The following is a 24455-nucleotide window of genomic DNA, read 5'->3' as shown; positions in this document are numbered from 1 at the left end:
ATCAGCTCCCGAAGATCCCGATCTCCGACCCGACCGGTAGGTACGGGCCGATCTGGCGTTCCGCTGCGCGCCGGCGCAACGGGCGGTACTGATGGTGGTGCGCGCCCATCTCGGACTCACGCTCGCCGCCCTCACGGATCGCCGGCGCGCAGGACGCCGAGAGGACGAGGTAGGCCGGTGAGGCCGGGTCGGTGGAGACGTACACCGGCTGCGGCGTGCCGTCGGAACCGTCGGCCGGGACGCACCGGTACCGGCGCGGCGTGTGCGACTCCGGACCGACGTAACTGAACCGCACGCAGCCGATCTGCCGGCGGGCCACCTCGACCCGGCCGTCCAGCAGGCAGTTCGAGGCCTCCAGGGACCTGCTGCGGACCTGTCCGCGGATCGTGGTGCCTTCCAGGTCGGCGTGCGCCCCCGGCAGATCGAGGGCCGCGGTGCCGGCGGGCAGGCCCTGCGGGTCCAGCACACAGTCCACCGCGCGCAGCAGCGGCACCGATGGGCCCGCCGCCACCGCGCCGACCGCGGCCCGTTCGAGTCGGACCTGCAGGGTCGCGTTCGCGGCCTCGGGTTCGGAGCGCACCTGCACCGATCCGGTCAGGGTGGTGTGCGCGATGGTGAGCGAGCCCAGGTCTCCGGGTTCGATGACCAGGTCCCCCTCGAGCAACAGTCCGTCCAGCACCAGGCTCGACCCTGGACCGCCGGTGACCTGCACCGTGCCGCGTAGGTGTGGGCGCAGCCCGTCCGGGGTGTACCGGCCCGGCGCCGGTGCCTCGACGTTCCCGTTCGGCAGCACCCGCTCGCGCCAGCGCGCCGCGACGAGGACGAGCCGGGTTCCGGGTGGTACCTCGACCGCCAGGTTCGCGGGGTACCGGGCACTGTCGGCGATCGAGACCGTCGCCGTGGCACCGACCGCAGTGCCTGCCGGGTCCGACCACGCCGCCTCGATCGACGTGAGGCCGGAGGCGACGTCGGCCACGGTCAGCGGCATGGCCGGGTCGGCGCCGGAGTCCACCGAGACCTGGACGTCCCGCGGCGCGCCAGCACCGGTGCTGACCGGTGGTGTCCAGGTGTCCGAACCGAGCAGATCCGTGTGCCGCGCGGTGCGCCCGTAGGGCCCGGCACCGATGTCCGCGGCAGCGCCGTAGGTGTACCGGACGAAGACTGTGCTCGGGACGTAGTGCGCGCCGTTGCGGTAGGCGCGCAGCCGGCCGGCGACGGCGTCGATCAGCACCTGCGGGTCGTCGCCGGGCGCGAGGTCCTCCAGGTGGCAGACCCGCAGCCGCTCCGGCCCCAGGTCGGTGCCGGTCGGTCCGATCCGCACCCCGACCGGCAGGGCGGCGGGGTCCAGATCGCCGGCGCGGGCGGTGCGCAGCAGTTCCAGGAGCCTCCGGGGACGCAGCGGCACCGGCAGGTCCTCCTCCTGTGCGTGTGCGGCGAGAGCCGGCTGCGGGCGAGGCGGGGCGAACAGCGGTGTCGGCCGGCCGAGGGGGTCGAGGTGGTGCCATCCGCCGCTCGCCCGGGTCCGCGACCACCCGCCCGCCGGTCCGCGCGGGGTCTCGGCCTCCGACGTGCTGCCCACTCCAGCGGCACCGATCAACTGCGCGTGCACCGGGAAGGGATACACGGCGATACTCCGGATCCCGTACCGGCCACGCCTGCGCGCCGTCCTTCGGACCTCGGCGGTGTGCATCAGCGGGTCCAGCGCCTGCGTGGCGGCGGGCGGGCTACGGACGGCGCCCCGCTCCAGAACGACCGCCGGACGAAGCGCCGCCACCGCGGCACGGCCCAGGCGTACGTGGTTCAGGTGCGTTGCCGCGACCAGGAGCGGGTGGTGCTCGACGGCGCGGGTAGGCCAGCCGGTGACGTCCCGGGTCACCTGTCCCAACACCCCCAGCGTCCCTTTCCGCCGCCGGTAGGCGACCGTGTTGGCCACGAGCGCCCTCCGGCTCATCGCCGTCCCGAGGTCGGGTGGCACGTCGCCGAGCCCGATCAGGTCCGCGAGGTAGGGCACGAGCCATTCCTCGCAGGTCTCGATGAACCAGCCGTCCCCGAGCCGGCGGACGTCCTCCTCGAGCACGTCCAACTCGCCTGCTACGGCTGTGAGCAGGGCGGTCAGCGGGCCCGGTGGGCCCTCATCCAGGTCCGGCTCCTGGGCGAGGTGGTGGACCGGCAGCAGATCGCGCAGCCGGGTGACTGTCTCACCGGTGCTCACAGCCTCATCACCCCCAGGTGCACGGCGCCGGGTTCCAGTCCGGCCACCTGCGCGGGCACGATCTGCGCCGGTGGGCCCTTGTCCCAGCGCGCCGGCAGTGCCCCGAGCACGTCGACTCCCGCCGACTGTTCGGCCGGTGCCCCGATCGGACTGGTCACGCGGGAGAGCAGCGGCAGGGTGCACGCCCGGACACCGGGCACGGAACGGATCGTCACCAGCACCCGGGAAGCCGTCACCGGTACGGCGAAGGGCACCGCGGGCACCGCGAAGGCCGACGCCAGGGCCGCCCGCACGGCGGCCTCGACGTCGGTGCGCACGTGCGCGTGCTCGACGGCGATGTCCACCCGGACGCCGAATCGCACCACGTCCCCGGGCAGGACCATGAATCCGCTGCCGACCTCCCGGGCCGCGAGCAGCGAGGCCGTCAGGTCACCGATCAGACCTTCGCCCGCCTTCTGGCCCCCCGCATCGAGGACGCTGACCACGACGACGTTTCGCCGTCCGTCCCACACCGCGTCGGCGCGGGCGAGGCCGATACCGGCGAAGGATGCGGCGAGGTCCTGGTGGTCTGTCACGGACACCGCACGCTCCAACGTCCGGGTGTGCAGGGGTGCCCTGGTGCGCGCCTCGCCGAGCCCTTCGGGGTCGGCCCAGGAGTGGGTGTGCGCGGGATTGATCACGTCCCGGATGCCGTACGGGCGCTTCGGCAGCACGCTCAACTGCCCGGCGTTCAGCGCACCGGGGGATCCGACGCCGACGCGGAAGGTGGCGCGGACGTTCTCCGAACCCGTGGGTACCCGTGCACCGTGTGCACCGTCGCCCATCGTCACCGTCACGGTGCCGTCCGGTTGTCCGCGGGCGGTGTACACGCGCTCGGTGGGGCCGGTCAGGTCGAGCGTCTCGACCTCTTGCCAGGTCACGTCATCGATCGAGATCTGTAGGGTGCTCTTCGTCCCGGACGGGGTCGGGGCACGTAGGTGTGTCAGGGGCCCGCGGCGCGGGCTCATCCGCTGGAACTGCACCCGGGCGTCACCACTACCGAGGACCGCGTCCCGGATCGTCTCCCCGTGCGTCGCCGCGGCGACGTTCCCGCGCACCCGGACCGAGGCAGGGTCATAGCGGTGGGTGAGTTCGTCGGTGAACCAGACGTCCATCCACCGGTCGTGCACCTCGCAGGCCGCCACGACCGTCGTCTCGGCCAGCGGCGGGAGCACCGCCCGGGCCGCGATCGGGTCCTGCGGCATGGTGCCCGGTGCGAACCCGGTCACCATGACGCGCCGGCCCACCGGCAGGGGCGGGTCGGTGGCCTCGAGCCGAAGCAGCCTCGGGGTGGCCTCCTCGGGCACGGGATGCAGCACCGGGCGCAGGCCTCCCGGAAGGTCCCGCGGCTCACAGTGCACCACGCTCCGGCGCCGCCCGAAGGTCTCCAGGTTCTCCCTCATGTCCACCCGGACCTGGGTCACCCTGCCGCTCGTCCCGAACCGGGTGGTCCCGGCCGGCGCGGCACGTTCCACCCCGTAGAGCTCGGTGTAGTCCGACCGCTCCAGCACGATCCACGAGCCGGGCACGATGCGCGCCTGGTCGCCGTCGACCTCGATGACGTCCGGGACAGCGGCGCCGTCCTTGCCGGGTGCGCGGGGATCATCGATGCCGTCCCACTCCCAGGTCCCGTTCTGCTGCGTGACGCCGGGCGGTGCGGTGCCGTCGCGGACCAGCAGCGCCGGATCCGGTGCCTGCGCCCCGAACAGCGCCGCCCGCCGCCCGAAGGTGTGCACCGTCACGTCCTCCTTGGGCGTCAGCGGGGTGCCGGACCTCCATCCGACTCGCCGCTGCAGGACAACCCGGGTCCAGCCCGCCGGGGCGTCCGGCGGCTCGTGCACCTCGATGATCATCCGGAACTCCCAGCGTTCGTCGTCGCCGCGTTGCAGCGCGGCGGTGCGGGAGTGGTCCGGGGTGCGCCCGAACCGGCGCCGTTCCTCCCCGAGAATGAGCACGACGTCACCCGGCTGCAGTCCCAGCGAGGTCCCGGCCAGCCACAGGTCCCGGTCACCGAACAGCGTGGTCGCCGGCTCGCTGGTCGCACCCGGGATCGCGTTCCACGCCACGTCCGCCTCCAGGTCCGCGCTCGTCTCGAAGACCTGGGGCAGTTGGTCCTGGACCGGGATCGACTGCACCGGTGTGCCGGCGGCCACGATGGTGGCAATGGGCGCGCCCGGGGCTTCCTCGAGGCCGAAGGCCAGTTCCGTTGCTGCGGCGACGCCCGGCCGCAGTTCGTAGCCGATCGTCCGGGCGAGCATCTGTACCGACTCTCGTTCGGTGGCGGTGCGCAGGTATCCCTCCTGGGCGATGCGCTCGGTATAGAAGGAAACGGTGTCGGCGACCACGGCGAAGGCGTCCAGCAGAGCGACAGCCGGATCGTCGGTCCCGTTGCCGGCCAGGGCCCGCACCGGGGGCGCCATCGCGGGGCCGCCGAGTGTGGCGAGCAACCGGGCCATGGCGTGGGAGTGCGGTGCGGCCCGCCAGACGAGCGTGTCCTGGGCCGGGGCGTTCCGGACGGTGGGCTCGGGGGCGAGCAGCGGGTCGCAGTCGCAGCCCCGGTCATGGCAGGTCATGTCCCACCTCGTAGCACCACATCGAATCGGCCGTTCTCGGGCAGGCTGGGGTCGCTTTCCGCCCGCAGCATCTCCCGCGGCTGCGCCTGGATCCGCCCCCGCTGGACGTCCTGGGCGCCCGGCCGGCCCATCCGCCGGAACCGCAGGCCGGTGTGCTCGGAGTCCTCGACGTCCACCCAGGTCACTCCCGGCACGGTCATGATCGCGGCGACCAGGTCGGAGACGAACAGGGACTGCCCGAAGGTGAAGTTGTCCGGGTGGAAGAACCCGCGACTGCCGGTCAGGGTCCGGGCGGACATCACGCGCAGCAGCGCGGCGCGCACGTCCGCACGCAGATGACCGTCGGCCACGCAGACCCCGACCACGATCTCCAGCGGGACGAAGACCGGCGGGGTGAGGGCGACGTCCACGCCGGTCATGCGACGCGCCTCCAGTAGCGCGTGGACCTCCCGGGTCACGGTGTCGTCGCCGGCATGGGCACCGGTGACGTCCAACGTCACCTCGTGGGAGTACCAGGATCCCGCCCAGCGGCGGCGGGCGATGGCGTCCTGCACACCGCTCACCCGGTTCGCGGCGGCGGCGTGGTCGGCGGAGGTGACGGCGCGCAGTTGCGAGCGGAAGGCGTACGGCGCGAGTTCGGCCACGGCCTGCAGCGGTTCGGGTTCCTGTCCGCCGGCGGCCGGCAGCGGGTTGCTCACCTGCACCCCGCCGGGGGCCGGGGTCGTGGCTGTGGACAGGATCGAGGTCAGCACGTCGGGGCCCACGTTGCCCGCCGCTCCCCCGCCCACGCGCACGTACGCGACGAAGGTGTCTCCCGCGGCCGGGCTCCGGCCGCTGATCCCGTCCCCGAACCGCAACTGCACCTGCCGGGACTCCTCCGGCTCGGCGACGAAGGCTGCGTCCAGGCGCGAAGAGGACAGCAGGTCGCTTGCCGCGCGCCAGGTTCTGGCGCCGTCGTCGAGGAGGATCTGGGCGCGGGCGCGGCGCGGATCCACCCGCAACGCCGAGGCGGCGCTCGCCGGATCGACCTGCTCGTCCGTCCACGCGACTCCGGTGGCATCCAGGTGCGGTTCGTACCGCCGGCCCTGCGGCACCTGCGCCGGATCGAGGGCCGTGGACGGCAGGGTGGCGGCATGCTCGGCGAGCACCACGTTGGCGAGCGCCCGTGCGGCCACACCGGCCGTGCCGTCGCTGCGGCGCCGGCTGATCGGCAGCGGGTAACGCAGCGCGTCGGCCGAGCCCCACCGGATCTCCAGCACCTCGGCCGGCCCGCCGTCTGCGGCGGTGGCGTACGGGTCCTCGCGGACCAACGGATCGGTGACCAGCCGCACCGCCTGCCGCCGTGCCTGCTCCCCCGTCACCGTCGTCTCGTCCTCGTCCACCGGTGTGAGCACCAGGACGTCACCGGCGGCCAGCCCGGGGTCGGCCCCAGCCGGGTGCGCCAGGAACGCCGTGGTCGTCCCCGCGGGCAGGCACGCCTCGACGTCGCCCCAGGAGTGCAGGGCGAGGGCGTTGCGTGCCGGGGTGAGGTGGGCGGCGTGCATGGTCTCGAAGACGGTGCCGCCCGCGTGCAGGGCATCGACCGCGCTCACCTCCCCGATCCCGGTGGGCAGGGTGGGCAGGGCGGCCACGGGCGTGCGCGCGGCGAGTGTGATCGCTTCGCCCATGGGTGCCTGGAACGTCAGCCAGGTACGGGCTGCACAGCCCTCGTGTACGCGGTAGTCCAGCAGCCGCGCGTGCCGGCGCACCGACGGGCGTCGCCGTGCCGTCGGCAGATACGCCTCCCCCGCAACGGCGTCCTGCCAGAGGGTCAGCCGGTCGCCCAGGTAGGCGAACAGTTCCAGGAGCGTGACGGCGGGATCGGCTGCGCTCGTGTCGCGCCAGTTCGGCACCAACTCGGCGAACCGGTCGAGCAGCCGGGTGCGCAGGGCCGGGTAGTCCCGCGCGAGGTAGTCCAGCTGCGGGGTGGTGCCCGGCGGCGGCGGGCACTCGGACCGGCAGCCGCAGTCGAGCGGATCGGGGCAGTCGACGGTAAAAGTGAACGGCTCCCGGGACAGCAGTTCGTCGAACCCTGGGGGGTACCCGTGGCCACCGGGACCCAGCAGCGCCAGCACATAGGTGGACCAGTCCCCGGACGATGAGGTGCGCACCACCAGCACCCCGTCGCGCCGTTCTGCTCCCAGGGCCTGTGAGACGAGCGTCCGATCCGCCGCCGAGACCCCTTTCAGTCCGGTCACCGGTGACGTGCCGGGACCGCCGGCGACGTCGAGGGCGGGGTAGGCCCACGTCACCCGGACCGGGTTGAGGCGCGGGTCGGCCCGCACGCCGCCGAGAACGCGGATCCGGTCGGTTCCCAGATCTGCCGGGACGGGGCCGTGCAGGAGGTGGACCAGCAGGGTCCGCTGCTGGGGCGCCAGGGGGACGTGCCCCGCGGTCCCACGGTGGTTGGAGAGGACCTCGACGATGTCGATGCCGTTGCGCGGTGGCGTCGCGGCGCGGACCAGCGCCCGGCGGGAGTCGAGGTCGGGGCCCCGGCCGGAGTCCGCCGCCGGGGGCGTCACGGCGAGGCCCCCGCCCCCGCCGTGACGGTCATACTGCGCCGCTCGGGGCCCGGTGCGTTGCCGCTGAGGGGCAGGTAGAGAATGGTCACCCGGAGGGTGGCCTCGTCGGCCTCCACCGCGACGTCCTCCACCCGGACCAGGTCGCCGAGTGCTCTCTGCAGGGCACCGTGCACGAGGGCCTTCGTCGACTCCGCGAGTTCCCCGCCCCCGGGTGCGAACACCAGGTTGTCGACGCCGCTGCCGAAATCGGGCCGGTTCACCCGTTCACCCGGCCGGGTGAAGATCACGACCTCGACGAGCCCCCGCAGGTAGGCGTCGTCGTCGGCCAGGGCGGTGCGCCGCTGCCGGGTGACCCGCAACGGGAAGGCGACATGGTCCGGAGGTGGGCCTCTCATCGCTGCCTCACGCATCCTGAGCGTCTGCATCCTGACCACCTCGCGGCGTTCATGTCGCACTCACCCGTGGCTGGACCACGGTCACGGTGACCGGGACACCGGTGGGGGCGCAGGTGGCCATCCCGGTGGCGATGACGAGCGGCTGCCCCTGGGAGGTGACGCGGGTGGCCGCCACGGTCCACATCGCGGTCACGCACGGACCACCGGAGTTGGGTGGGAACGGGCAGCCCGCGACTGTCCACGGCGCCGACATCTGTATGGTGGGCTGCTGGCCGACCAGCACCCGCGGATTGGGCACCGTCGGCGTGACCTGGCCCAGGTGGGCACATTGGACCATCGCGCCGACGTGGACCAGGTTCCCCGGCATTCAGATCACGTCCAATGCGCCGTTGTTCAGGGAGACTTTGGCGGCGTCGAGTGTGATCGAGGCCGCGCCGGAGGACAGTTCGATGCCTTGTGCGTTCAGGGCGAGTTTGACCGGGACCGCGACGGCCGGCGCGCCGACCTCCACGGTGATCCCGCCGGCGCCCGGCATGGTGTTGACGGTGACCGTGATGCCGTCGGCGGCGAACATGAGGATCTGTGGAAGCCCCGGGGCCGGCGATTCACCGGCCCCCCAGCGGCACCCGGCGAGTATCGGGTAGTCGGGATCGCCGTCCTCGAACTGCACCCAGCACGCTGCTCCCACCGGCGGCACCGCGAAGGTACCGACCTGATCGCCCGCGTACGGCACGCAGGGCTCAGCCCACGCGAGGCGGCCATCGCCGAGCACGGCAGGCACGCTGACCTGGACCCGCCCGAGCGTGAGCGGGTCGAGGTTCGCCTCGACCTTCCCGCGATAGGTGCCGTAGAACTGCCGACTCATGAGGCCGCCCTCGGCAGTACCGGGCTGACCGATCCGTGGCCTTCCCGGGTCAGGGTGAAACCGACGGTGTAGGCGCCCATCGTGAGGGTGTGCTCAACGCGCTTGGCATACCACAGGCCGTCGTGGTCCCACCCCGCCCCGCGCAGCCCTACCAGCCCCCGGGCACGCAACACCGACCCGTACCGGACACCATCGGCGCTCCCCTCGGCACTGACGTTGTCCGCGGCGACCTCGACCTGGCCCTGCGCACGGGCCTGGGCGGTGACCGGGTTGCTGCTGCCGTCCCGGAGCCGCCGGGTGCGGATCTGCTGCACGTTCGTCGCCGTGAACGGCACCGCGGCGAGCGGCGGGCGCAACGAGACGGGTGCGTGCACCGGTGTCTGGACGCCGGTACGCCGGTCCATGACGTTGCCGCTGACCGTGGTCGGGGCGCTGGCCTCGGTGCGGAATGAGATCTGCTTGACGTTCGAGTCGTGCCCGAGGTCGACAGCGAGCGCCGGCTGCGGCGCGCCGAGGCGCACCGGCGGTCCCCAGTAGAAGAGACTGGTTCCCGGGACCGGGCCGGGGGTGGCGTAAGCGACGTAGCCGTGCCGACCGGCGAGCGCGCTCAGGTGCGCGAGGTCGGTGCCGTGCTGGGTCGGGATCCGGTCGATCGGCAGCGGCGGATCCAACGACGGTGGCGGGATCACCTGGGGCAGCAGTCCCTGGCCCGCGTAGGGCGCGAGGATGGTCAGCACCGCCGGGTAGTCGTCGAGGCCCGCGTGCTCGACGTCCCGCTCCTCGCGGTCCAGGAGGTTGCCGAGGTCCTCGCCGGTGATGACCCAGGTGGACTTCCTCCCGCCGGTGCCCGGTTCGAGGCGGCCCTCGGTGACGATCCCGTCGAAGAGCACGTGCGGTACGGCGCCGACGGTGAGCACCAGGACGGCACGGGAGAACGCCGCCAGCGGTGAGGCACGGTTGAAGGGCGTCAGCACCGCCGGGCCGGCTGCGTCGAACACGATGGAGAACGCCGAACGCTCCTCGTCGCTCTCGGTGACGGTGACGGAGCGGACGCGATCGGCCAGCGGGAACGGCAGTGGCACCGGGAGCGTGTGACCGGCGAGGATCGTCAGGCGCAGGCCGCTGGTCAGACTCATCGCACGCCCTGTTGTGTGCACGCACCGGGCGCACCGGGGCGGCCCCGGCGGATGTTCATGGTGCGGCCCGCGGGAACGGGATGACCAGAACGTCTCCCTCGGTGCCTTCGGCGGTGAGTTCGTCGGGGTCGAGGGCGAGGTTCGCATCCGCCACCTGCCACGCGGCGAGCGGGTCGCCCAGGTACCGGGCCGCGATGAGGTCGAGTCGGTCCGCGGCACTGACGCGGTGCAGCGCGAGCGGCTGCACGTCCCGCGGGTCGGGTAGTCGCCGTCGTCGCAGGTAGCGCACGGTACGGCGGCCACCGTGCGTTTCGGTGATCTCGACCTCGCCCTGTTCGGCATTCTCGTACCGGCCCGCGTTCACGGTTCAGCCACCGACCATCTCGGCCGCGGTGCGGCCCGCACCGGCCACGGCAGCCGCGGAAGCCATCACCTCCTTGGCAACGAGGTGCGCCAGCGAGAGGCCGAAGGCCACGTGTGTGGGGGACACGTCGTCGTAGGTGAGCACGTCCGCGCTGATCTCCACGCTCGCCCGGATGGGCGACAGGCCCGGCGTGAAGGCCTGCTCGGTGACGGCGAGGGTCGTGATCTTGACCGGCAGGACCCGCCCAGGTCCCCAGGCCAGCACGGTGAGCGGCAACTCGATCGGAAGGAGTTCGATGGTACCGGCCAGCAGCAGCGCGCTGTTGGTGATGACACGTGCGCTGCTGGGGTGCAGGAGCATCTCCAGCGTGGCCAGTTGCGGGGCGATCCCTATCGCCGCCGCTGCGGGATCGGCGGCCTCCAGTTGGTCGGTGGCGTCGAGTTCGACGGTCAGGGACAGAGACTCCTTCGGCGCACCCCAGGTTCTGCCGGAACCCTCGGAGGCCGACTCCCTGCCCGCGGGCTCCAGGGTGCGGGAGAACTCATCTGGGTTGTACTGGAAGATGACGGTTCGGGAGATCGGGCTGACGGGGTCCACGGCCACGATCGCACCCCGCAGTGTTCGCGGCGCGCTCGTCAGGGTTCCCATGCCCCCACCCCACCCCGACCTCGTCACCGCCCTGTCACACCGACATCACGTGGTCATCATCCGGATCGGGAATCCTCAGCCCGCCGCCGGGGCTGCGAGCAGGTCCACCAACGGTTCGGGCGAGGATCACCGGACGGGACACGGTCAGGGCCGCAAGGGCGTCCCACAGATCCACGTGCCGCGACCCGCTGACATGAACCAGCAGCGCGCGACCGACCTGTCTATTCCACGGCACGAAGGGCTGCGCCGATGTCCAGGCGCATCGTGGCCCCGGCCCAGGAAACCTCGGCTGTCTCGGCGCCGAAAGGCAGATGTACCGCGGGATTGTCCAGGTGCGGCTCGACCGCCGGGTATCCCTCAGGGCATACGTCCGCGGGCCGGCCGTCGATGAGGAACGAGGTGTCGAAGGTGCATTCCAGGCGTGGGCCACCGGGCGGGACGAGAACCACGCCCGGGTCCTGCGGGCCACGCGGATGCCAGGCTAGTGCGCCCCGCTCCAGGTCTTGCACCCACTCCTCGAACGGTCCATCCACTGCAGTGCGGCCGACCACCGCTATCCAGGCGGCACCACCGTGCACCGGCTCCCACTCCTGCCAGGCGGTCTCCCCCGAGCGCACCGGGCGCACACCGGCGGGAGTGGCGAGCGCCACGTAGCCGGAGCCGCGCCGGGCGGCGATCCAGTCACCCTTCTGCACCCACTCGTCGACGTGCGCCACCGGCAACCACAGGTGGGTGGCGGCGATCGGGTCGGTGGGGGTGAACCGCTGCAGGTGCACCAGGGCGCCACGGTGCTGGTGGACCCGAGGTAGCACTCGGTGACCCGCCCAGGCGTTCGGGCGGGCGGAGTTGCCGGTGTCGGAGTTGGCCGGGTGAGTGATGAACACCTGCGTCTCGGGTCCCAGAGTGGCGCCCCAGACGTGCTCCTGCAGCCCGGGCAGACCCGAGCGATAGTCCTGCACGCTGGCGAGCATGACATCAGGGGTGCGCCAGATCCGCAGATCCGAGCGGTAGGGGCGCTCCAGCAGGTCACGTTCGAACGCCAGATCACCGCGGTAGACCTGCCGTGCCCACCACTGCTCCGGCTCGCTGCCGGCCAACTCCCGCAACACCTGGGGGATGCGGTACTTGTTGGCCAGTGCGAGCACCGTGGCCGGGAGCAGTTCCTCGTTCAGTGTGCCTACGCCGGCGATCAGCCGAAGGATCGGCGAGGTGTTCTCGAACCTGGCACTGCGCAGGCTGTGCACGTAGGCGCGCCCGTGCGCGGTGCCGTGGATGCCGCGCCAGGAGTTCGTGGCCAGGGTCAGCAGGGTCTTGTCCAGCAGCGTACGAGCCGCAGTAACCAAAGCCTCGTCTTGGCTGAACTCCACCAGGGTGGCCAGGGCCAGGGTATCGATGGCCAGATAGGCATTGGAGTCGAACTCCGAGTAACCTCCGCGCAGTTTCCGGACGAGCCAACCGGCGGCGCGGTCCCGTCCGACCCGGGAGTGCGCGGATCCGGTGCGCTGCTCGACGGCGAAGGTACTGTCGGCGAATGTCTGCCCGGCCAGGTGCTCGGCTGCGTGCCAGACCAACTGGTGGTTCTCCGTGAAGTAGCACATCGCGTCCAGGCCGGGCTGGGTGATCCAGTACTTCATCCCGACGAGCGCCTGGGCTACCGTCTCCCGCAGGCCCGGTTCCCATTGCGCGGCGGGGATTCGGTGCCAGACATGCAGCAGTGCGAGGATCTCGAAGTCGGCGCAGTCCCCGCGACTGGTGATCAACTCCAGAGCTGCTGCCAGGTCGCGGCGCTGCACGGTGATAGCCGGATCCAGGGCATGACGGGCCAGCACTCCGACCACTCCCCTGCCCTGTTTGCCGGCGGTGGGGTGGGCGGCGTGGGCCAAGAGTTCGCGTTGCCAGTCCGCCGGGTCCCCATGGGGTCGGGTGCGAAGGTCCGCCGGAAGCAACGCGACGGGGAAGGAACGCACCTGCGGGCAGCGCTCGTCGTCGACCTTCGCCTCGATGACCTGCTCACCGGTGGTCAAGAGGGAGGCCCCGGTGCCCTCGGAGCCCTCGGCTGACCTGCTCGGGCCGGCCAGGTCGTGGGGCTGGTCCGCGTCGCTCGGATCCACCGGATGCTCACCTGGGCTCGGGGCACTCCCGGCACCGGACAGCGGAACCGGGACCGTGCCGTCGTCGTCGGCTCGCACCCGCTGCCACCGCTGCCCAGCAACCCGCACCTGCAGGCCCACACCGGGGGGCGCGGTCAACGTGGCCACGTCCGAGTGCTGGGCCCAACTGGGTGAGGCCACGTGCTCCAGGACGGTCTCGGCGATCCGGGCGGCGGTCTCATCGGCCCCGGGGGAGGGTATGGCCACCCGCACCGGGAGACCTGCGACGCGCAGGCGTGCGACGTGGCGGCACTCGCGGAAAGCGACCTGCCAGGTGGCCAGGTGCACCGATGTCGTTCGGGACGGCAGGCGCAACCGGATGCGCTGGGTTTCCGGTTCCATGTAGGAGACCCGGGTCCCGCGCAGCACCTCCACGCCGTCCAGCCAGAGCACGAAGGGTCCGGTGCTGGACACCTCGAGGGTGCGCCACTCGGCCTGGTCCACTTCCAGCACCGTGGCGGCCAGGGCGTACCGGTATTCGGGGGTGAAGCAGAACTGGGACCAATCCACCAGGCCGTCGGTGCCGGTGCGGACGCGGCGCCACTCGTCCTCACGCTGGGCGGCACCTGCCGTCCAGACCAGCGGACCGCCCTCCACGGGCTCGGGCAGGTCCTGGGAGCCATCGATCGGGTGGGCTGCCGCAAGACGCTCTTTGAGTTCGGCTACATCCGGTCCGTTGGTGAGAACCCAGCGCCCGTCCCACGGATCGCCGTCGGCACGCAGGAAAGCCTCGAGATCGTCGGCCGGTGTGCCGTGCACCGGGCTGACGAGCCAGTCACGCACCGTGCCGTCGGCTTCCGTGGTGTGCACCGTGCGCCCCGAGGGCGCCAACAGGTCCTCCATCGTTGGTTCCTTCCCATCTGCCGCTAAGGGCGGCACGTCGCTGTGGCGTTCGACGACGACAGGTGCCGAACGTGGCAGCAAGATGCCGGACTCGGCGCAGGCTACTTGATGCCAGTGTTGGCGATGCCGGTGGTGATCTGCCGTTGGAAGAACAGGAACAGGATGATCACCGGCAGGATCGTGACCACGCTCATCGCCAGGATGAGGTTGAACGGGACGGTCTCCTCGGCGTTGAACCGGGCCAGAGCCACCGGCAGGGTGTACACGCTCTCGCTCTGGGCCACTACCAGGGGCCACAGAAAGTCGTTCCAACGCCACATTACCGACAGGATCGCCACCACCGCCAGCGCCGGGCGGCACAGCGGCAGGACGATGCGCAGGAACGTGCGGAACTCCCCGGATCCATCAACCCGGGCGGCCTCGATGAGTTCATCGGGAATCCCCAGCATGTACTGGCGCAGGATGAACACCCCGGTGGGGGTGGCGGCGGCCGGGATGATCAGACCCCACAACGTGTTCACCATCCCCAGGGAGGCCACCACCTGGTACACCGGGATGAGGATGACCTGCAACGGGATCATGATGGTAGCCAGCGTGAGCAGGAACAGCGCGGTGCGGCCACGGAAGTTGTACTTGGCCAACGCATATGCGGCCATCGCGTTGATCGCCAGGGTCAGCGCGGTGGCGCCGACCGTCACGATCACGCTGTTGCGGAGATAGACCGTGAAGTTGAACCGGCCCAGGGCATCCACGTAGTTCGCTAGCCCCCAGTTCTCCGGAAGGATGGTGATCGGACGCTGGGCAAGTTCGCTCGGGGTCTTGAAGGACCCGAGCACCGTCCAGATCACGGGGATCAGTGCCAGCAGCACGAACGTCATGAGGATCACCACGCGCAGGGCATCGGTCGAGGTGACCCTGCGACTCTTCGTCGTAGCCCAGGTGCGCGGGGATCGCCGCGGTCCCATCGTGGTCCAGTCGTCGTCCGCTTGATCCGCCGGCTGTGTCGGCGCGCTCATACTGCCTCCCTCCTGCGGCCGATGATCCAGTTGATGACCGTCAGGGTGAACACCGCGAAGAACAACAGGACGCTGCCGGCGGTGGCCATTCCGTACCGGATCGGGGAGACGAAGCCGTTCTCGTAGATGTACTGCACGATCAGGGTGGTGGCGCCCACCGGTCCCCCACCGGTGAGGGTGAAGATGAAGTCGAAGGCTTGGAAGCCGTGGATGGTGGACAGGATCACCACGACCATCACGCTCGGTTGCAGCAAAGGCAGCGTCATTGACCAGAACTGGCGCCAGGTAGTCGCTCCGTCAATCTGGGAAGCCTCATAGACATTCGGGTCGATGCCTTGTAGGCCGGCGAGCAGGATGAGCATGTAGAAGCCCAGTTGCAGCCACACCCCGACCCCGATCACCGATAGCAGTGCCAGCCGCTGGTCGATCACCCAGGCCACCTCGTTGACTCCGAATACGCCAAGGATGGAGTTGACCAGGCCCCCGCGTCGTTCCAGCATCCAGTTCCATACCAACCCGGCCACCACCGGGGAGATGAGCACCGGCACGAAGAACGCCGAGCGGAAGAACGCCCGGCCGCGTACCTGCTGGTTCACCAGCACCGCGAGCATCACCCCGAGCACCACCGACAGCAGCAGATAGCCGGCGGCGAACAGGCCGGTGTTGACGACTACGCCCCAGAACTCCGAATCGGTGAGGATGCGCTCATAGTTGCCCAGCCCCTCCCACCGGAACCTGCGGCCGTCGGAGGAGGAGTACAACGAGATGTTGAATCCGTTGATCGCCGGCCAGATGGTGAACAGCCCGAAGATCGCCATGTTCGGGAGAAGGAACAGGTACGGGGCCAGACGCAGGCCCCACGGGACTTTTCGCCGTCGGGGTTGCGCCTGCTCTGGTCGCTGCGCGGTCGCGGCCGTCACGGGTGCGCCGTTAGTGCAGTTCGTCGATCAGCGACTCGACACTCTCCCGAAGGTCAGCCATGGCATCGGGGAGATCCTTGTTGCCGGCGACGACCTGGTCCAGTTCGCTGATCAGTTCATCGGCCGAGCCACCGAAGGCGGGATCCCCGTTTGCGGCGTACCCGATATCCGGGGTGCGCACCAGGTCGGCGAGGAAGATGTCCATGTCCTCCTGACGGTCAGGAAAGTCCACACCGTCGTCAGCCAGGTCGGCCCGGGTGGGCAGGAAGCCGCCGGCTGCCACGAACGGTTCCTGATTCTCGGCGGAGTTGACGTACCGGATGAATTCCGCAGCCAGGGCCGGGTTATCGCTCGCATCGAAGGCGGCCATGTACTTTCCGCCCGGGAATCCTCCGCACTCCACGGCGCACGGGTTGGGGGCGGCGGCCCACTCGAAGTCGGCGTTGGCGGCGAACTGACCCACCTGCCAGTTGCCGGATAGGTACACCGGCACGTCCTGGGCGAGGAACATTTCATTCGCACCCTCGTACCGCGAACCGGCACCGAGCCAGAAGTCCCGGGACATGACGTCCTCGTCCATCATGTCCACCAGGGGCGACAGTGCGTCCACGGCGGCGTCCACATCCAGAACGGCCTCGCCGTCGGCCACCAGTGCGGTGCCGTACTGGCTCAGGATGGTGGACAACCGGTGCCCGGACTTGTCCATGGCGAAGGCGTATGGAGCGCCGGTGGCATCCCGCACCTCGTTGGCGGCATCGACCATTTCCTCCCAGGTCCACGGATCGTCGACGTCCGGGACCTCCACGCCGGCCTCATCGAACATATCCAGGTTGATGAACGGGCCGTTGAGGGTCAGGTCGGACGGAACGGCGAGGATTTCACCATCGGGACCGAGCGCTCCGGACATCGGCCCAGCCAGGAACTCATCGGCATATTCTTCGCCCAGGTATGGGCGCAGGTCCAACAGGTCCAGGCGGAAGTCGGACAGACCGGTCAGCCGCACCACGTCGGGGGCGTCTCCGCCGGAGAGGCGGGCCTGTACCGAGGTGACCAGGTCGGCGTAGGGCAGGATCTCGAGGTTGACGGAGACGTCGTACTCGGCCTCGAAGTCGGCAATGATGTCCCGGGTGGCCTGCTCATCGGGTCCATCGGTGAAGTAGACGTAGTTCAGCGTCTCTCCGGCGTGCTCGGCTGGGTCGAACTCATCGACCTCAACGGGTTCGTCCGGGGCTTCCTGGTCCCCTTCGACTTCCCCGGGGGCGCAGGCAGCCAGCAGAATGGCGGCACTCCCAACGGCGATTCCCGCTCGTAGGCGATTTCTCCAAGCCACGAGAGCCCTCCTTCATTGGTGGTCGAATCGACCAGATGGGTGTGTATTCGATTGTACGAGCGGTGCGCGAAGCATGCCAAAGGGGGAGAGGCACCGAAAAGCGCGCGCGAGACATGGCAAAGAAGTCGTGCACATCGTCCGACAGGACCTGCAGAATCCCAGCGCCCTCCTTCATTTCCGGAGTTGTCAACTCCATACTCACGGCGATACCCCACCCGGTTCGTCGGCGAAAGCGCGCTGGACGTCCTCGGTGAACGCACCCATCGAGGGGTACTCGGCCTGGTAGTCCCATCCCCCGGCGAGTTCGGGTGTGGCCCCCCAGCCGGGTCGATCGTGGCGGCGGTTGATCCACACCGAGTCCAGCCCGTGCCGCTTGGCGGGCACGTGGTCGTGGAACAGGCTCTGCGCCACGTGCAGCAGTCGGTTGCGCTCGATGCCCAGGTCCCCAAGCGTGGTCTCGAGCGCCTCGAAGTGCGGATCGGCCGGCTTGTAGGCACCCACATCCTCGGCGGTGATGACCGCGGCGAAGTCACCGCGCAACTGCTCGTTGCTGCCGGTGAATCCGTCCCGGTGCACGTTGGAGAGGATGATCAACTCATACCGCTGGGCCAGGTCCGCGAGCGCCTGCGCGGAGTCCTCGAACGCCGGCCACTGCGGCACCGAGTTCCCCAGCCGGTTGGCCCACCCCTGGGAGACGGTGCGCTTGAGGTCCACACCGGTGCGCCGGAACGCCTCGGCCAGCACCCTTGGGTAGCGCCAGCTGGGCTCCTCGCGCGCAACGGCCGCCTCGTTCGCGGCGTAGGAGACCAGCAATTCCTCTTCGTTCAGCGCCAGTCCCTGGGTAGCGGCCCACGGGGTCAGCACATCGGCGATCCCCGCCTCCCAGTCGATCAGCGTGCCGTAGACATCGAAACTCAGTGCTCGGTAGTGGGTCAGGTTCACATCTCTCCCTCGGTTGCACCGCGCCGGGGTGCCGGCTGGGCATCCTCCGGCCCGATCGCGGGTTCGGTGCGGTTCGGCACCAGCAGGCTGATCACCACCAGCGACCCCAGCGCCACCGGCAGCGACACGATCACCGCGTTGACATCATAGGGCTGGCCCATCTGCTCCCACACGATCGTGACCACTACCCCGAGCAGCATCGAGGTCAGCGCTCCGGCGGTGGAGGCACGCTTCCAGAAGAAGATCGCCAGCACCGGCGGTGCGATCGCCACCCCGTAGACGGTGTAGGAGTACATCTGCAACTCCAGCACCGTGGGGAAGTACCGGCCCAGGATGTAGGCCAGGATGCCGATGCCCAGCACCGCCAGGCGGTGGGTGCGCAGCCGCTGTTGGCCATCCAGTTCCTTACCGAACAGGCGCTGGATCGCGTCATAGACCACGTTGCCGGCGCCGGAGAGCAGGAACGAGGAGCCGGTGGTGATGATGAACGCCAGCGCCCCGGCCAGCAGCAGTCCACCGATCAGGGCCGGCAGCACTCCCTCGGAGGCCAGTGACAGCACCGCGGTATCCGGGACGATGTCGGGGAACAGCACGATCGCGGCCGACCCGAGCAGGGCCACCGGCACGGTGACCAGGAAGGAGGAGAAGAAGAAGCCGGCCGCGCTGGAGCGGGCCTCGTTCTCGTTCTTCGCGGCCCCGAACCGCTGGTACATGTTTTGGTCGGCCAGGATGAGCAGGAACAAAGGCAGGAAGAAGCCCAGCAACTGGAGAGCGCTCAGCCCGCCGGAGAACGTGTTGTGCGTCTCCGGCATCTGCGACCAGTAGTCGCCCCAGCCGCCCAGTTCACCGCCGAAGATGATCGGCAGCGCGACCATCAGGCTGATCACGATCACCAGCGCGGACAGGAAGTCACTCCAGGCCACCGATTTCAACCCGCCCGCGAAGGCCAGGAAGGTCACCAGCACCGCTACGACGATTGCGCCCTGCGCGGCGCTCAGCGGGGTGATCACGCTGATGATGTACCCGCCGCCGGTGAACTGGTAGGCGGTGATGCCGATGTAGGCCAGCAGCGTGATCAGCGCGGCGATCAGCCGGACCGAGGGCCCGTACCGCTTCTCCAGCATCTCCGGCACGGTGTAGGTGCTCAACCGGCGGATCCGCCTGGCCAGGAAGTACAGCACGACGATCCCGATCGGGGTGCCGGCCAGGAAGAAGATCGAGGCGAGCGGTCCGTACTCATAGGCGAAGGAGGCACCGCCGATGATGGTGCCCGACCCCACCCAGGTGGCCAGCAGCGTGCCCACCATCACCGGACGCGGCAGCGAACGGCCGGCGAACATGTAGTCATCGCCGGTGGCCATCACCTTCTTGCGCGAGAACCACGCGCCCACACCCACCATCAGCGCCAGGTACAGGATCAGGATGATGATGTGGACGGTCTGCATGGAAGAGCACCTTTGCCGATCGGGAGGGTCGCTGGGACGCCGACCCCTCCATGAAACCTCCGTTCACTCAGAAGTGCAATAGATGTTGCAGTGATCGGGCTTCGCGATCCGCAGCACCGGGTGCTCACCAGCCCCTGGAGGCGCCGGGCCACCGCACCATCCGTGGGGATCACAGGGCCAGGGCCGCCGTCACTGCCCCGGCGGCGGGAACAGGTCGAAGTCCTCCCACCGGCCCTCGATCCGATCACTGGCCCTCGCCGCACCCTCGGCGTCCAGCCCCACCAGCGCAGCCACGATCGACTGCACCACGGTGATCGCCGCCACCAGGGAGGGGAACATGCTCGCACCTTCACTGGGCACCAGGAGCGTCTCGGTGGCACGCTCGGCGAACTCCGGGCGCACGTGGTCGGCCACCACCACGACCGCGGCCCCGGTCTCGGCAGCGATCGACGCGGCGTTGAGCACCTCCCGCGGGCTGCGCCACAGGTGGAAGACCACCAGCACATCGCCCGGGCGCAGCAGCGTGGCGGCGTTGACCAGGGCCGTCCCGCCCACCTGGTGCAGACGTACGTCGTGGCCGATCGTCTGGGCCAGGTGCGCCAGTTGCAGTCCCGGGGCGGCGAAACTTCCCGATCCCAGCACCAGGGTGACCCGGGCGTCGGCCACCAACTGGGCCACCCGGATGATCTGGTCCTGATCGATCATGGTGGACAGTGCCTGGAGGTTGGCCAGTTCACGCAGCACGGTGGCCCGCGCCGGCCCCTCGGAGGTGGGGTCGTGCTCGGAGAGCACCTGCGCGGCCGAGAGCCCGGAGAGGAACCGCGAACGCACTTCCGCTCGCAGCGCCGGCCAGCCGGAGAACCCCAGCAGTTGGGCGGTGCGCACCACGGTGGCCACGTTCACCCCGGCCAGCGATGCGGCCGCTGCGGTGCTGGCATAGGACATCTCCCGCTGTTGCGTGCCCAACAGGGCGAGCACCTTCGCCGCGCCGCGTCCGGGTCGGCGCCCGGCCACCCGGGCCTGCACCCACCCGGGCCACGTCGCATCTTCGTCCATGGCGACCAGTATGCCGAGTTCTGCAACAAATGTTGCTGTTCGCGGGGTTTCGTTGCGAAGATGAGAGTGGACACCACGGCGGGCACGGCACACGACCACACGACCGGCACCGACCCGCACCGATGCGAAGGAGGATCGCGATGACCAAGCAAACCCTGTGGATCCGTGGGGGCAGTGTGTGCGATGTGGCCGCCGGCACCTCCGGCCCGGCCGACGTGCTCATCACCGACGGGATGATCACCGAGGTGGGCAGCGACGTCAGCGCGCCGGAGCACGCCGAGCAGATCGATGCCACCGGGAAATTCGTGGTGCCCGGCCTGATCGACTCCCATGTGCACGTCAGCGCCGGCACCGCGAACCTGGGCGCCCAGGCCGAGGACTCCCCGTTCTACGTCGCCGCCCAGACCTCCCGCATCCTCGGTGCGATGCTGCGCCGCGGATTCACCACCGTGCGCGATGTGGGCGGGGCCGACTTCGGCATCGCCGCGGCCGTGGCCCAGCGACTCTGGGAGGGGCCCCGGGTGTTCTTCGGAGGCAAGGCACTGTCCCCCACCGGTGGGCACGCGGACATGCGCGGCCCCGGCCGGCAGGTGCTGGACAACCACACCTGCTGCCCCAACATCGGGCACGTGTGCGATGGGGTGCCCGAGGTGCGCCGGGCCGCCCGGCACCAGTTGCGCACCGGGGCCGACCACGTCAAGGTGATGCTCTCCGGCGGGGTGGCCTCGCCCACCGACCGGATCGACTCCCTGCAGTTCTCCGCCGATGAGATCCGCGCCGTGGTGGAGGAGGCCGGCAACGCCGGGCGTTACGTGACCGGGCACGCCTATACCGCCGCCGCGGTGAACCGGGGCCTGGAACTGGGGGTGCGGTGCATCGAGCACGGCAACCTCATCGATGAGAGTTCGGTGGACCTGTTCAACTCCACCGGCTCCTTCCTGGTGCCCACGCTGGTGACCTACTCCTACCTCAAGAGCGAGGGGGCCGAGGCCGGGCTGCCGCCGGAGAGCCAGGCCAAGGTGTCGATCGTGCTCGACGCCGGCCTGGAGGCCCTGGACCTGGCGAACTCCGGCGGGGTGAAGATCGCCTTCGGCACCGACCTGCTCGGCGCGATGCACCCGCACCAGAGCGAGGAGTTCACCATCCGCGCTCAGGTGCAGACCCCCACGGAGGTGCTGCGCTCAGCCACCCTCACCGGCGCCGAACTGATCGGCGCCGAGGGCAGACTCGGCGTGATCGCACCCGGCGCCCACGGCGACGTGCTCGTCGCCGACGCCGATCCGCTCACCGACGCCACCGTCCTGGCCGACCCGCAGGCACACCTGTCCGCCGTCATCAAGGCCGGGCGCATCGTGCCCGCGGCCACGAGTCCCTCGGAGTTCTGACGATGGCGCTCATCCTGCCCGGGGCCACCTACTGGGACGGGGAGTCCTCCGGCATGCGCACCGCCGACATCGTCTGCTCCGCCGGGGTGATCACCGAACTCGCCACACCCGGCAGCACCCACGCCGGAGCGGACGATGAGGTCCTGGAGGTGCCTGACGCCGTCGTCCTTCCCGGGTTGGTGGACGGGCACGTGCACCTGGTCTGGGACTCCTCCCAGGACCCGGCCGCCCAGGTAGCGGCCGACGGCGAACAGGTCACCGCGATCCGGGCCGTCACCCACGCCGGGGCGCACCTGGGCGCCGGGGTGACCACGGTGGCGGACCTGGGCAGCAACTGGGACGTGTCGTTGGCGGTGGCCCAGGCGGTCCGCGAGGGATACGTGACCGGGCCGCGCGTGGTGGCCACCGGCCGCACCGTGGTGATGACCGGTGGGCACGACCCGTTCTGGGGCAACTTCTGCGACGGCCCGGACGACGTGGTGCGCGGAGTGCGCGAGCAGATCTTCGCCGGTGCCCGGATCATCAAGACCTGCGCCACCGGCGGGGTGTACGGACGCGCGGTCGGTGAGGAGGTCGGCGCCTCGGAGTACACCCGGGCCGAACTCGCCGCCCTGGCCGGTGAGGCACACCGCCGCGGGGTCCGGGCCACCGCGCACGCGCTGGGCACCGAGGGGATCCGCAACGCGGTGCTGGCGGGTATCGACGTCATCCAGCACGGGGTCTTCCTGACCGAGGACGTGGTGGCCGCGATGGTCGAACGCGGCACGGTCCTGTCCCCGACGCTCGCGGTCTACCGGACCATCGCCGGCGGCAGTGCGCCGGAGTACGCGGTGGCCAAGGCCGCCGCGGTGGTACGCGCCCATCGCGAGAGCGTCCGGATGGCGATCGAGGCCGGGGTACCGGTGATCGCGGGCACCGACTCGGGCTCACCGGGCATGCCGCACCCGGCCCTGGACCGGGAACTGGCCGCGCTGGTCGATGTGGGGCTGGCACCGGTGGAGGTACTCAAGGCCGCGACCTCCCGCGCCGGTGATGCCCTCGGGGTGGACGCCGGCCGGATCCGGGTGGGATCGCCCGCGGATCTGGTCGTGACGACCGGGGACCCGCTCACCGACCCCGTCGCCGCGACCCGCCCGCGGCACGTGGTGCTGGGCGGGCGGGTGGCCGGCGGCGCTGCGCTCGATGGTCCCGGACCCGGTCGCGCCGAGGCCGGCAGGGTGCCCCGGTAACGGTTGCGCTTCGTGACGCGCCGCCGGACTCAGGATGCGGCGCGGGCGGCCTTGCCCACCGGCCACCAGACGAAGGCGGTCATGGCCAGGGCACTCATCGCCAGGAGCACGAAGCCCAGCGTGTAGGCCCCGGTGAGGCCGTGTACGGCGCCCATCACCAGCGGGGGGAAGAAGCCACCGAGACCGCCCGCGGCGCCCACCACGCCGGTGACCGAGCCGACCTGCCCGGTCGGGGTCATTCGCGAGACCAGTGCGAAGCAGGCACCCGCGGCCCCGCCCAGTGTCGCCGCCAGCCCCAGGAAGGCGACGGTCCCGACCGGGAGCAGCTCCAGTCGCATCGCCGCCAGCGCCGCCATCGCGGTGGCGATCCCGAAACACCAGGTCAGCACGGTGACCGGGTGGAACTTGTCCGAGAGCCAACCGCCGGTCGGGCGCGCGACCACCGCGAGCACGATGAAGCCGGCGGTACGCAGTGCCGCATCACCGGCCTCGAGTCCGTAGTCGTTGACCAGGTAGGTGGGCAGGTAGACGCTGAAGGCGACGAACCCCCCGAAACCGAGGGCGTAGATGAGTGAGAGCTGCAACGTGACGGGCAACTTGAGGGTGTTCCAGGTGCGCGCGAGCATCGACCCGGACGCCGGCACCCGTCCCGGCGCGTCACGCAGCAGCAGCCAGGCCAGCACCGCATAGATCAGCAGCACCGCGGAGACGAGCACGAACGGCGCCTCGTGCCCGAACGCCTCGCGCAGCGCCACGGTGGTGAAGGCCGCTACCGCGGTGCCGGCGGTGCCCATGCCGAAGATGCCCAGCGCCAGGCCCCGGCGGGAGGGCGGGTACCAGGAGTTCACCAACGGGATCCCGATGGCGAAGGATGTGCCGCCGATACCGAGGAAGAAGCCGCCGATCACCAGGGTGGTGAAACTCCTGGCGCCCAATCCCACGTACAGGGTCGGCAGGATCGCGAGCAGGCTCACCAGGGGGAACATCACCCGCGCGCCGAGCCGATCACTCAGCGCGCCCACCGGGATGCGCCCGAGCGAACCGACGACGACCGGAACAGCCACCGCCACCGCGACCTGGAACCCGGTCAGTCCGAGTTCGTCACCATAGGTGTTGCCCAGTGGGCCCAGCAGCGCCCAGGACCAGAAATTGATCAGGAATCCCACCGTGGCCAGCACCAGCATCCGGGCGGCCAGGCCTCCGCCGGTCGCTGCGGGCGCAGGCGGCTCCGGGGCGCTTGGGTCGTCAGCCGATCCCGTTTGCCGCGTCGTCCTCGCCACAATCGCTCCCCTGCGTGTACGTGGAGTCGATTATGGCCTCTCGCGGCCACCGGCGCAGGACCAATG

At 70.4% G+C, this 24455-nt stretch carries 19 protein-coding genes; 2 read left to right on the top strand and 17 right to left on the bottom strand.

What is annotated here, in order from left to right:
- Nucleotide 1: 1 nt before the first annotated feature.
- From ACO0LV_RS09890 to ACO0LV_RS09815, 16 genes are all read right to left on the bottom strand, one after another.
- Nucleotides 2–2212: a phage tail protein gene (locus ACO0LV_RS09890; RefSeq protein WP_424787724.1), complete on the bottom strand. Its 2211-nt coding sequence runs from the start codon at nt 2210–2212 to the stop codon at nt 2–4.
- Nucleotides 2209–4824: a putative baseplate assembly protein gene (locus ACO0LV_RS09885; protein WP_424787723.1), complete on the bottom strand. Its 2616-nt coding sequence runs from the start codon at nt 4822–4824 to the stop codon at nt 2209–2211. The genes ACO0LV_RS09890 and ACO0LV_RS09885 overlap by 4 nt, the downstream gene beginning before the upstream one ends.
- Nucleotides 4821–7385, bottom strand: a complete 2565-nt coding sequence (locus tag ACO0LV_RS09880; RefSeq protein WP_424787722.1) for a baseplate J/gp47 family protein — start codon at nt 7383–7385, stop codon at nt 4821–4823. The genes ACO0LV_RS09885 and ACO0LV_RS09880 overlap by 4 nt, the downstream gene beginning before the upstream one ends.
- Entirely contained in the window at nt 7382–7780 is a 399-nt protein-coding gene (locus tag ACO0LV_RS09875; protein ID WP_424787721.1) for a GPW/gp25 family protein, read from the bottom strand. The genes ACO0LV_RS09880 and ACO0LV_RS09875 overlap by 4 nt, the downstream gene beginning before the upstream one ends.
- 49 nt (nt 7781–7829) lie before the next feature.
- Complete coding sequence (locus tag ACO0LV_RS09870; RefSeq protein ID WP_424787720.1) at nt 7830–8147, bottom strand: hypothetical protein; 318 nt, start codon at nt 8145–8147, stop codon at nt 7830–7832.
- A complete protein-coding gene (locus ACO0LV_RS09865) occupies nt 8148–8645 on the bottom strand; it encodes a phage baseplate assembly protein V (protein ID WP_424787719.1) in 498 nt (165 codons plus the stop codon).
- A complete protein-coding gene (locus ACO0LV_RS09860) occupies nt 8642–9781 on the bottom strand; it encodes a hypothetical protein (protein WP_424787718.1) in 1140 nt (379 codons plus the stop codon). The genes ACO0LV_RS09865 and ACO0LV_RS09860 overlap by 4 nt, the downstream gene beginning before the upstream one ends.
- Nucleotides 9782–9836: 55 nt before the next feature.
- On the bottom strand, nt 9837–10145 hold the full coding sequence (locus tag ACO0LV_RS09855; RefSeq protein WP_424787717.1) for a LysM domain-containing protein: 309 nt from the start codon (nt 10143–10145) through the stop codon (nt 9837–9839).
- Between the two features lie 3 nt (nt 10146–10148).
- Complete coding sequence (locus ACO0LV_RS09850) at nt 10149–10793, bottom strand: hypothetical protein (RefSeq protein ID WP_424787716.1); 645 nt, start codon at nt 10791–10793, stop codon at nt 10149–10151.
- Between the two features lie 221 nt (nt 10794–11014).
- Nucleotides 11015–13786, bottom strand: coding sequence for a hypothetical protein (locus ACO0LV_RS09845; protein ID WP_424787715.1), 2772 nt, complete (start codon nt 13784–13786; stop codon nt 11015–11017).
- 101 nt (nt 13787–13887) lie between these two features.
- Nucleotides 13888–14802: a carbohydrate ABC transporter permease gene (locus ACO0LV_RS09840; protein WP_424787714.1), complete on the bottom strand. Its 915-nt coding sequence runs from the start codon at nt 14800–14802 to the stop codon at nt 13888–13890.
- On the bottom strand, nt 14799–15722 hold the full coding sequence (locus ACO0LV_RS09835; protein ID WP_424787713.1) for a carbohydrate ABC transporter permease: 924 nt from the start codon (nt 15720–15722) through the stop codon (nt 14799–14801). Before ACO0LV_RS09835 ends, ACO0LV_RS09840 begins: the two co-directional genes overlap by 4 nt.
- Nucleotides 15723–15732: 10 nt before the next feature.
- Nucleotides 15733–17052, bottom strand: coding sequence for an ABC transporter substrate-binding protein (locus tag ACO0LV_RS09830; protein ID WP_424787712.1), 1320 nt, complete (start codon nt 17050–17052; stop codon nt 15733–15735).
- A gap of 198 nt (nt 17053–17250) precedes the next feature.
- Complete coding sequence (locus tag ACO0LV_RS09825) at nt 17251–17994, bottom strand: HAD-IA family hydrolase (protein ID WP_424787711.1); 744 nt, start codon at nt 17992–17994, stop codon at nt 17251–17253.
- Complete coding sequence (locus ACO0LV_RS09820; protein ID WP_424787710.1) at nt 17991–19439, bottom strand: sodium:solute symporter family protein; 1449 nt, start codon at nt 19437–19439, stop codon at nt 17991–17993. The genes ACO0LV_RS09825 and ACO0LV_RS09820 overlap by 4 nt, the downstream gene beginning before the upstream one ends.
- 189 nt (nt 19440–19628) lie before the next feature.
- Nucleotides 19629–20495, bottom strand: a complete 867-nt coding sequence (locus ACO0LV_RS09815; protein WP_424787709.1) for a MurR/RpiR family transcriptional regulator — start codon at nt 20493–20495, stop codon at nt 19629–19631.
- A gap of 140 nt (nt 20496–20635) precedes the next feature.
- Between ACO0LV_RS09815 and ACO0LV_RS09810 the strand changes: the two genes are divergently transcribed.
- Together ACO0LV_RS09810 and ACO0LV_RS09805 are read left to right on the top strand one after the other, a co-directional pair.
- A complete protein-coding gene (locus ACO0LV_RS09810) occupies nt 20636–21880 on the top strand; it encodes an amidohydrolase family protein (protein ID WP_424787708.1) in 1245 nt (414 codons plus the stop codon).
- Between the two features lie 2 nt (nt 21881–21882).
- Entirely contained in the window at nt 21883–23109 is a 1227-nt protein-coding gene (locus ACO0LV_RS09805) for an amidohydrolase family protein (RefSeq protein WP_424787707.1), read from the top strand.
- A 29-nt stretch (nt 23110–23138) separates the two neighbouring features.
- On the opposite strand, the gene ACO0LV_RS09800 is transcribed toward ACO0LV_RS09805, so the two are convergent.
- Nucleotides 23139–24389, bottom strand: coding sequence for an MFS transporter (locus ACO0LV_RS09800; protein ID WP_424787706.1), 1251 nt, complete (start codon nt 24387–24389; stop codon nt 23139–23141).
- Between the last annotated feature and the right edge of the window lie 66 nt (nt 24390–24455).

The sequence above is a fragment of the Pseudactinotalea sp. Z1739 genome, assembly GCF_049725055.1.
Lineage (GTDB): Bacteria > Actinomycetota > Actinomycetes > Actinomycetales > Beutenbergiaceae > CALKWS01.
Note: the sequence above shows the minus strand (reverse complement) of the source record. Positions and strands in the feature narration are given on the sequence as shown.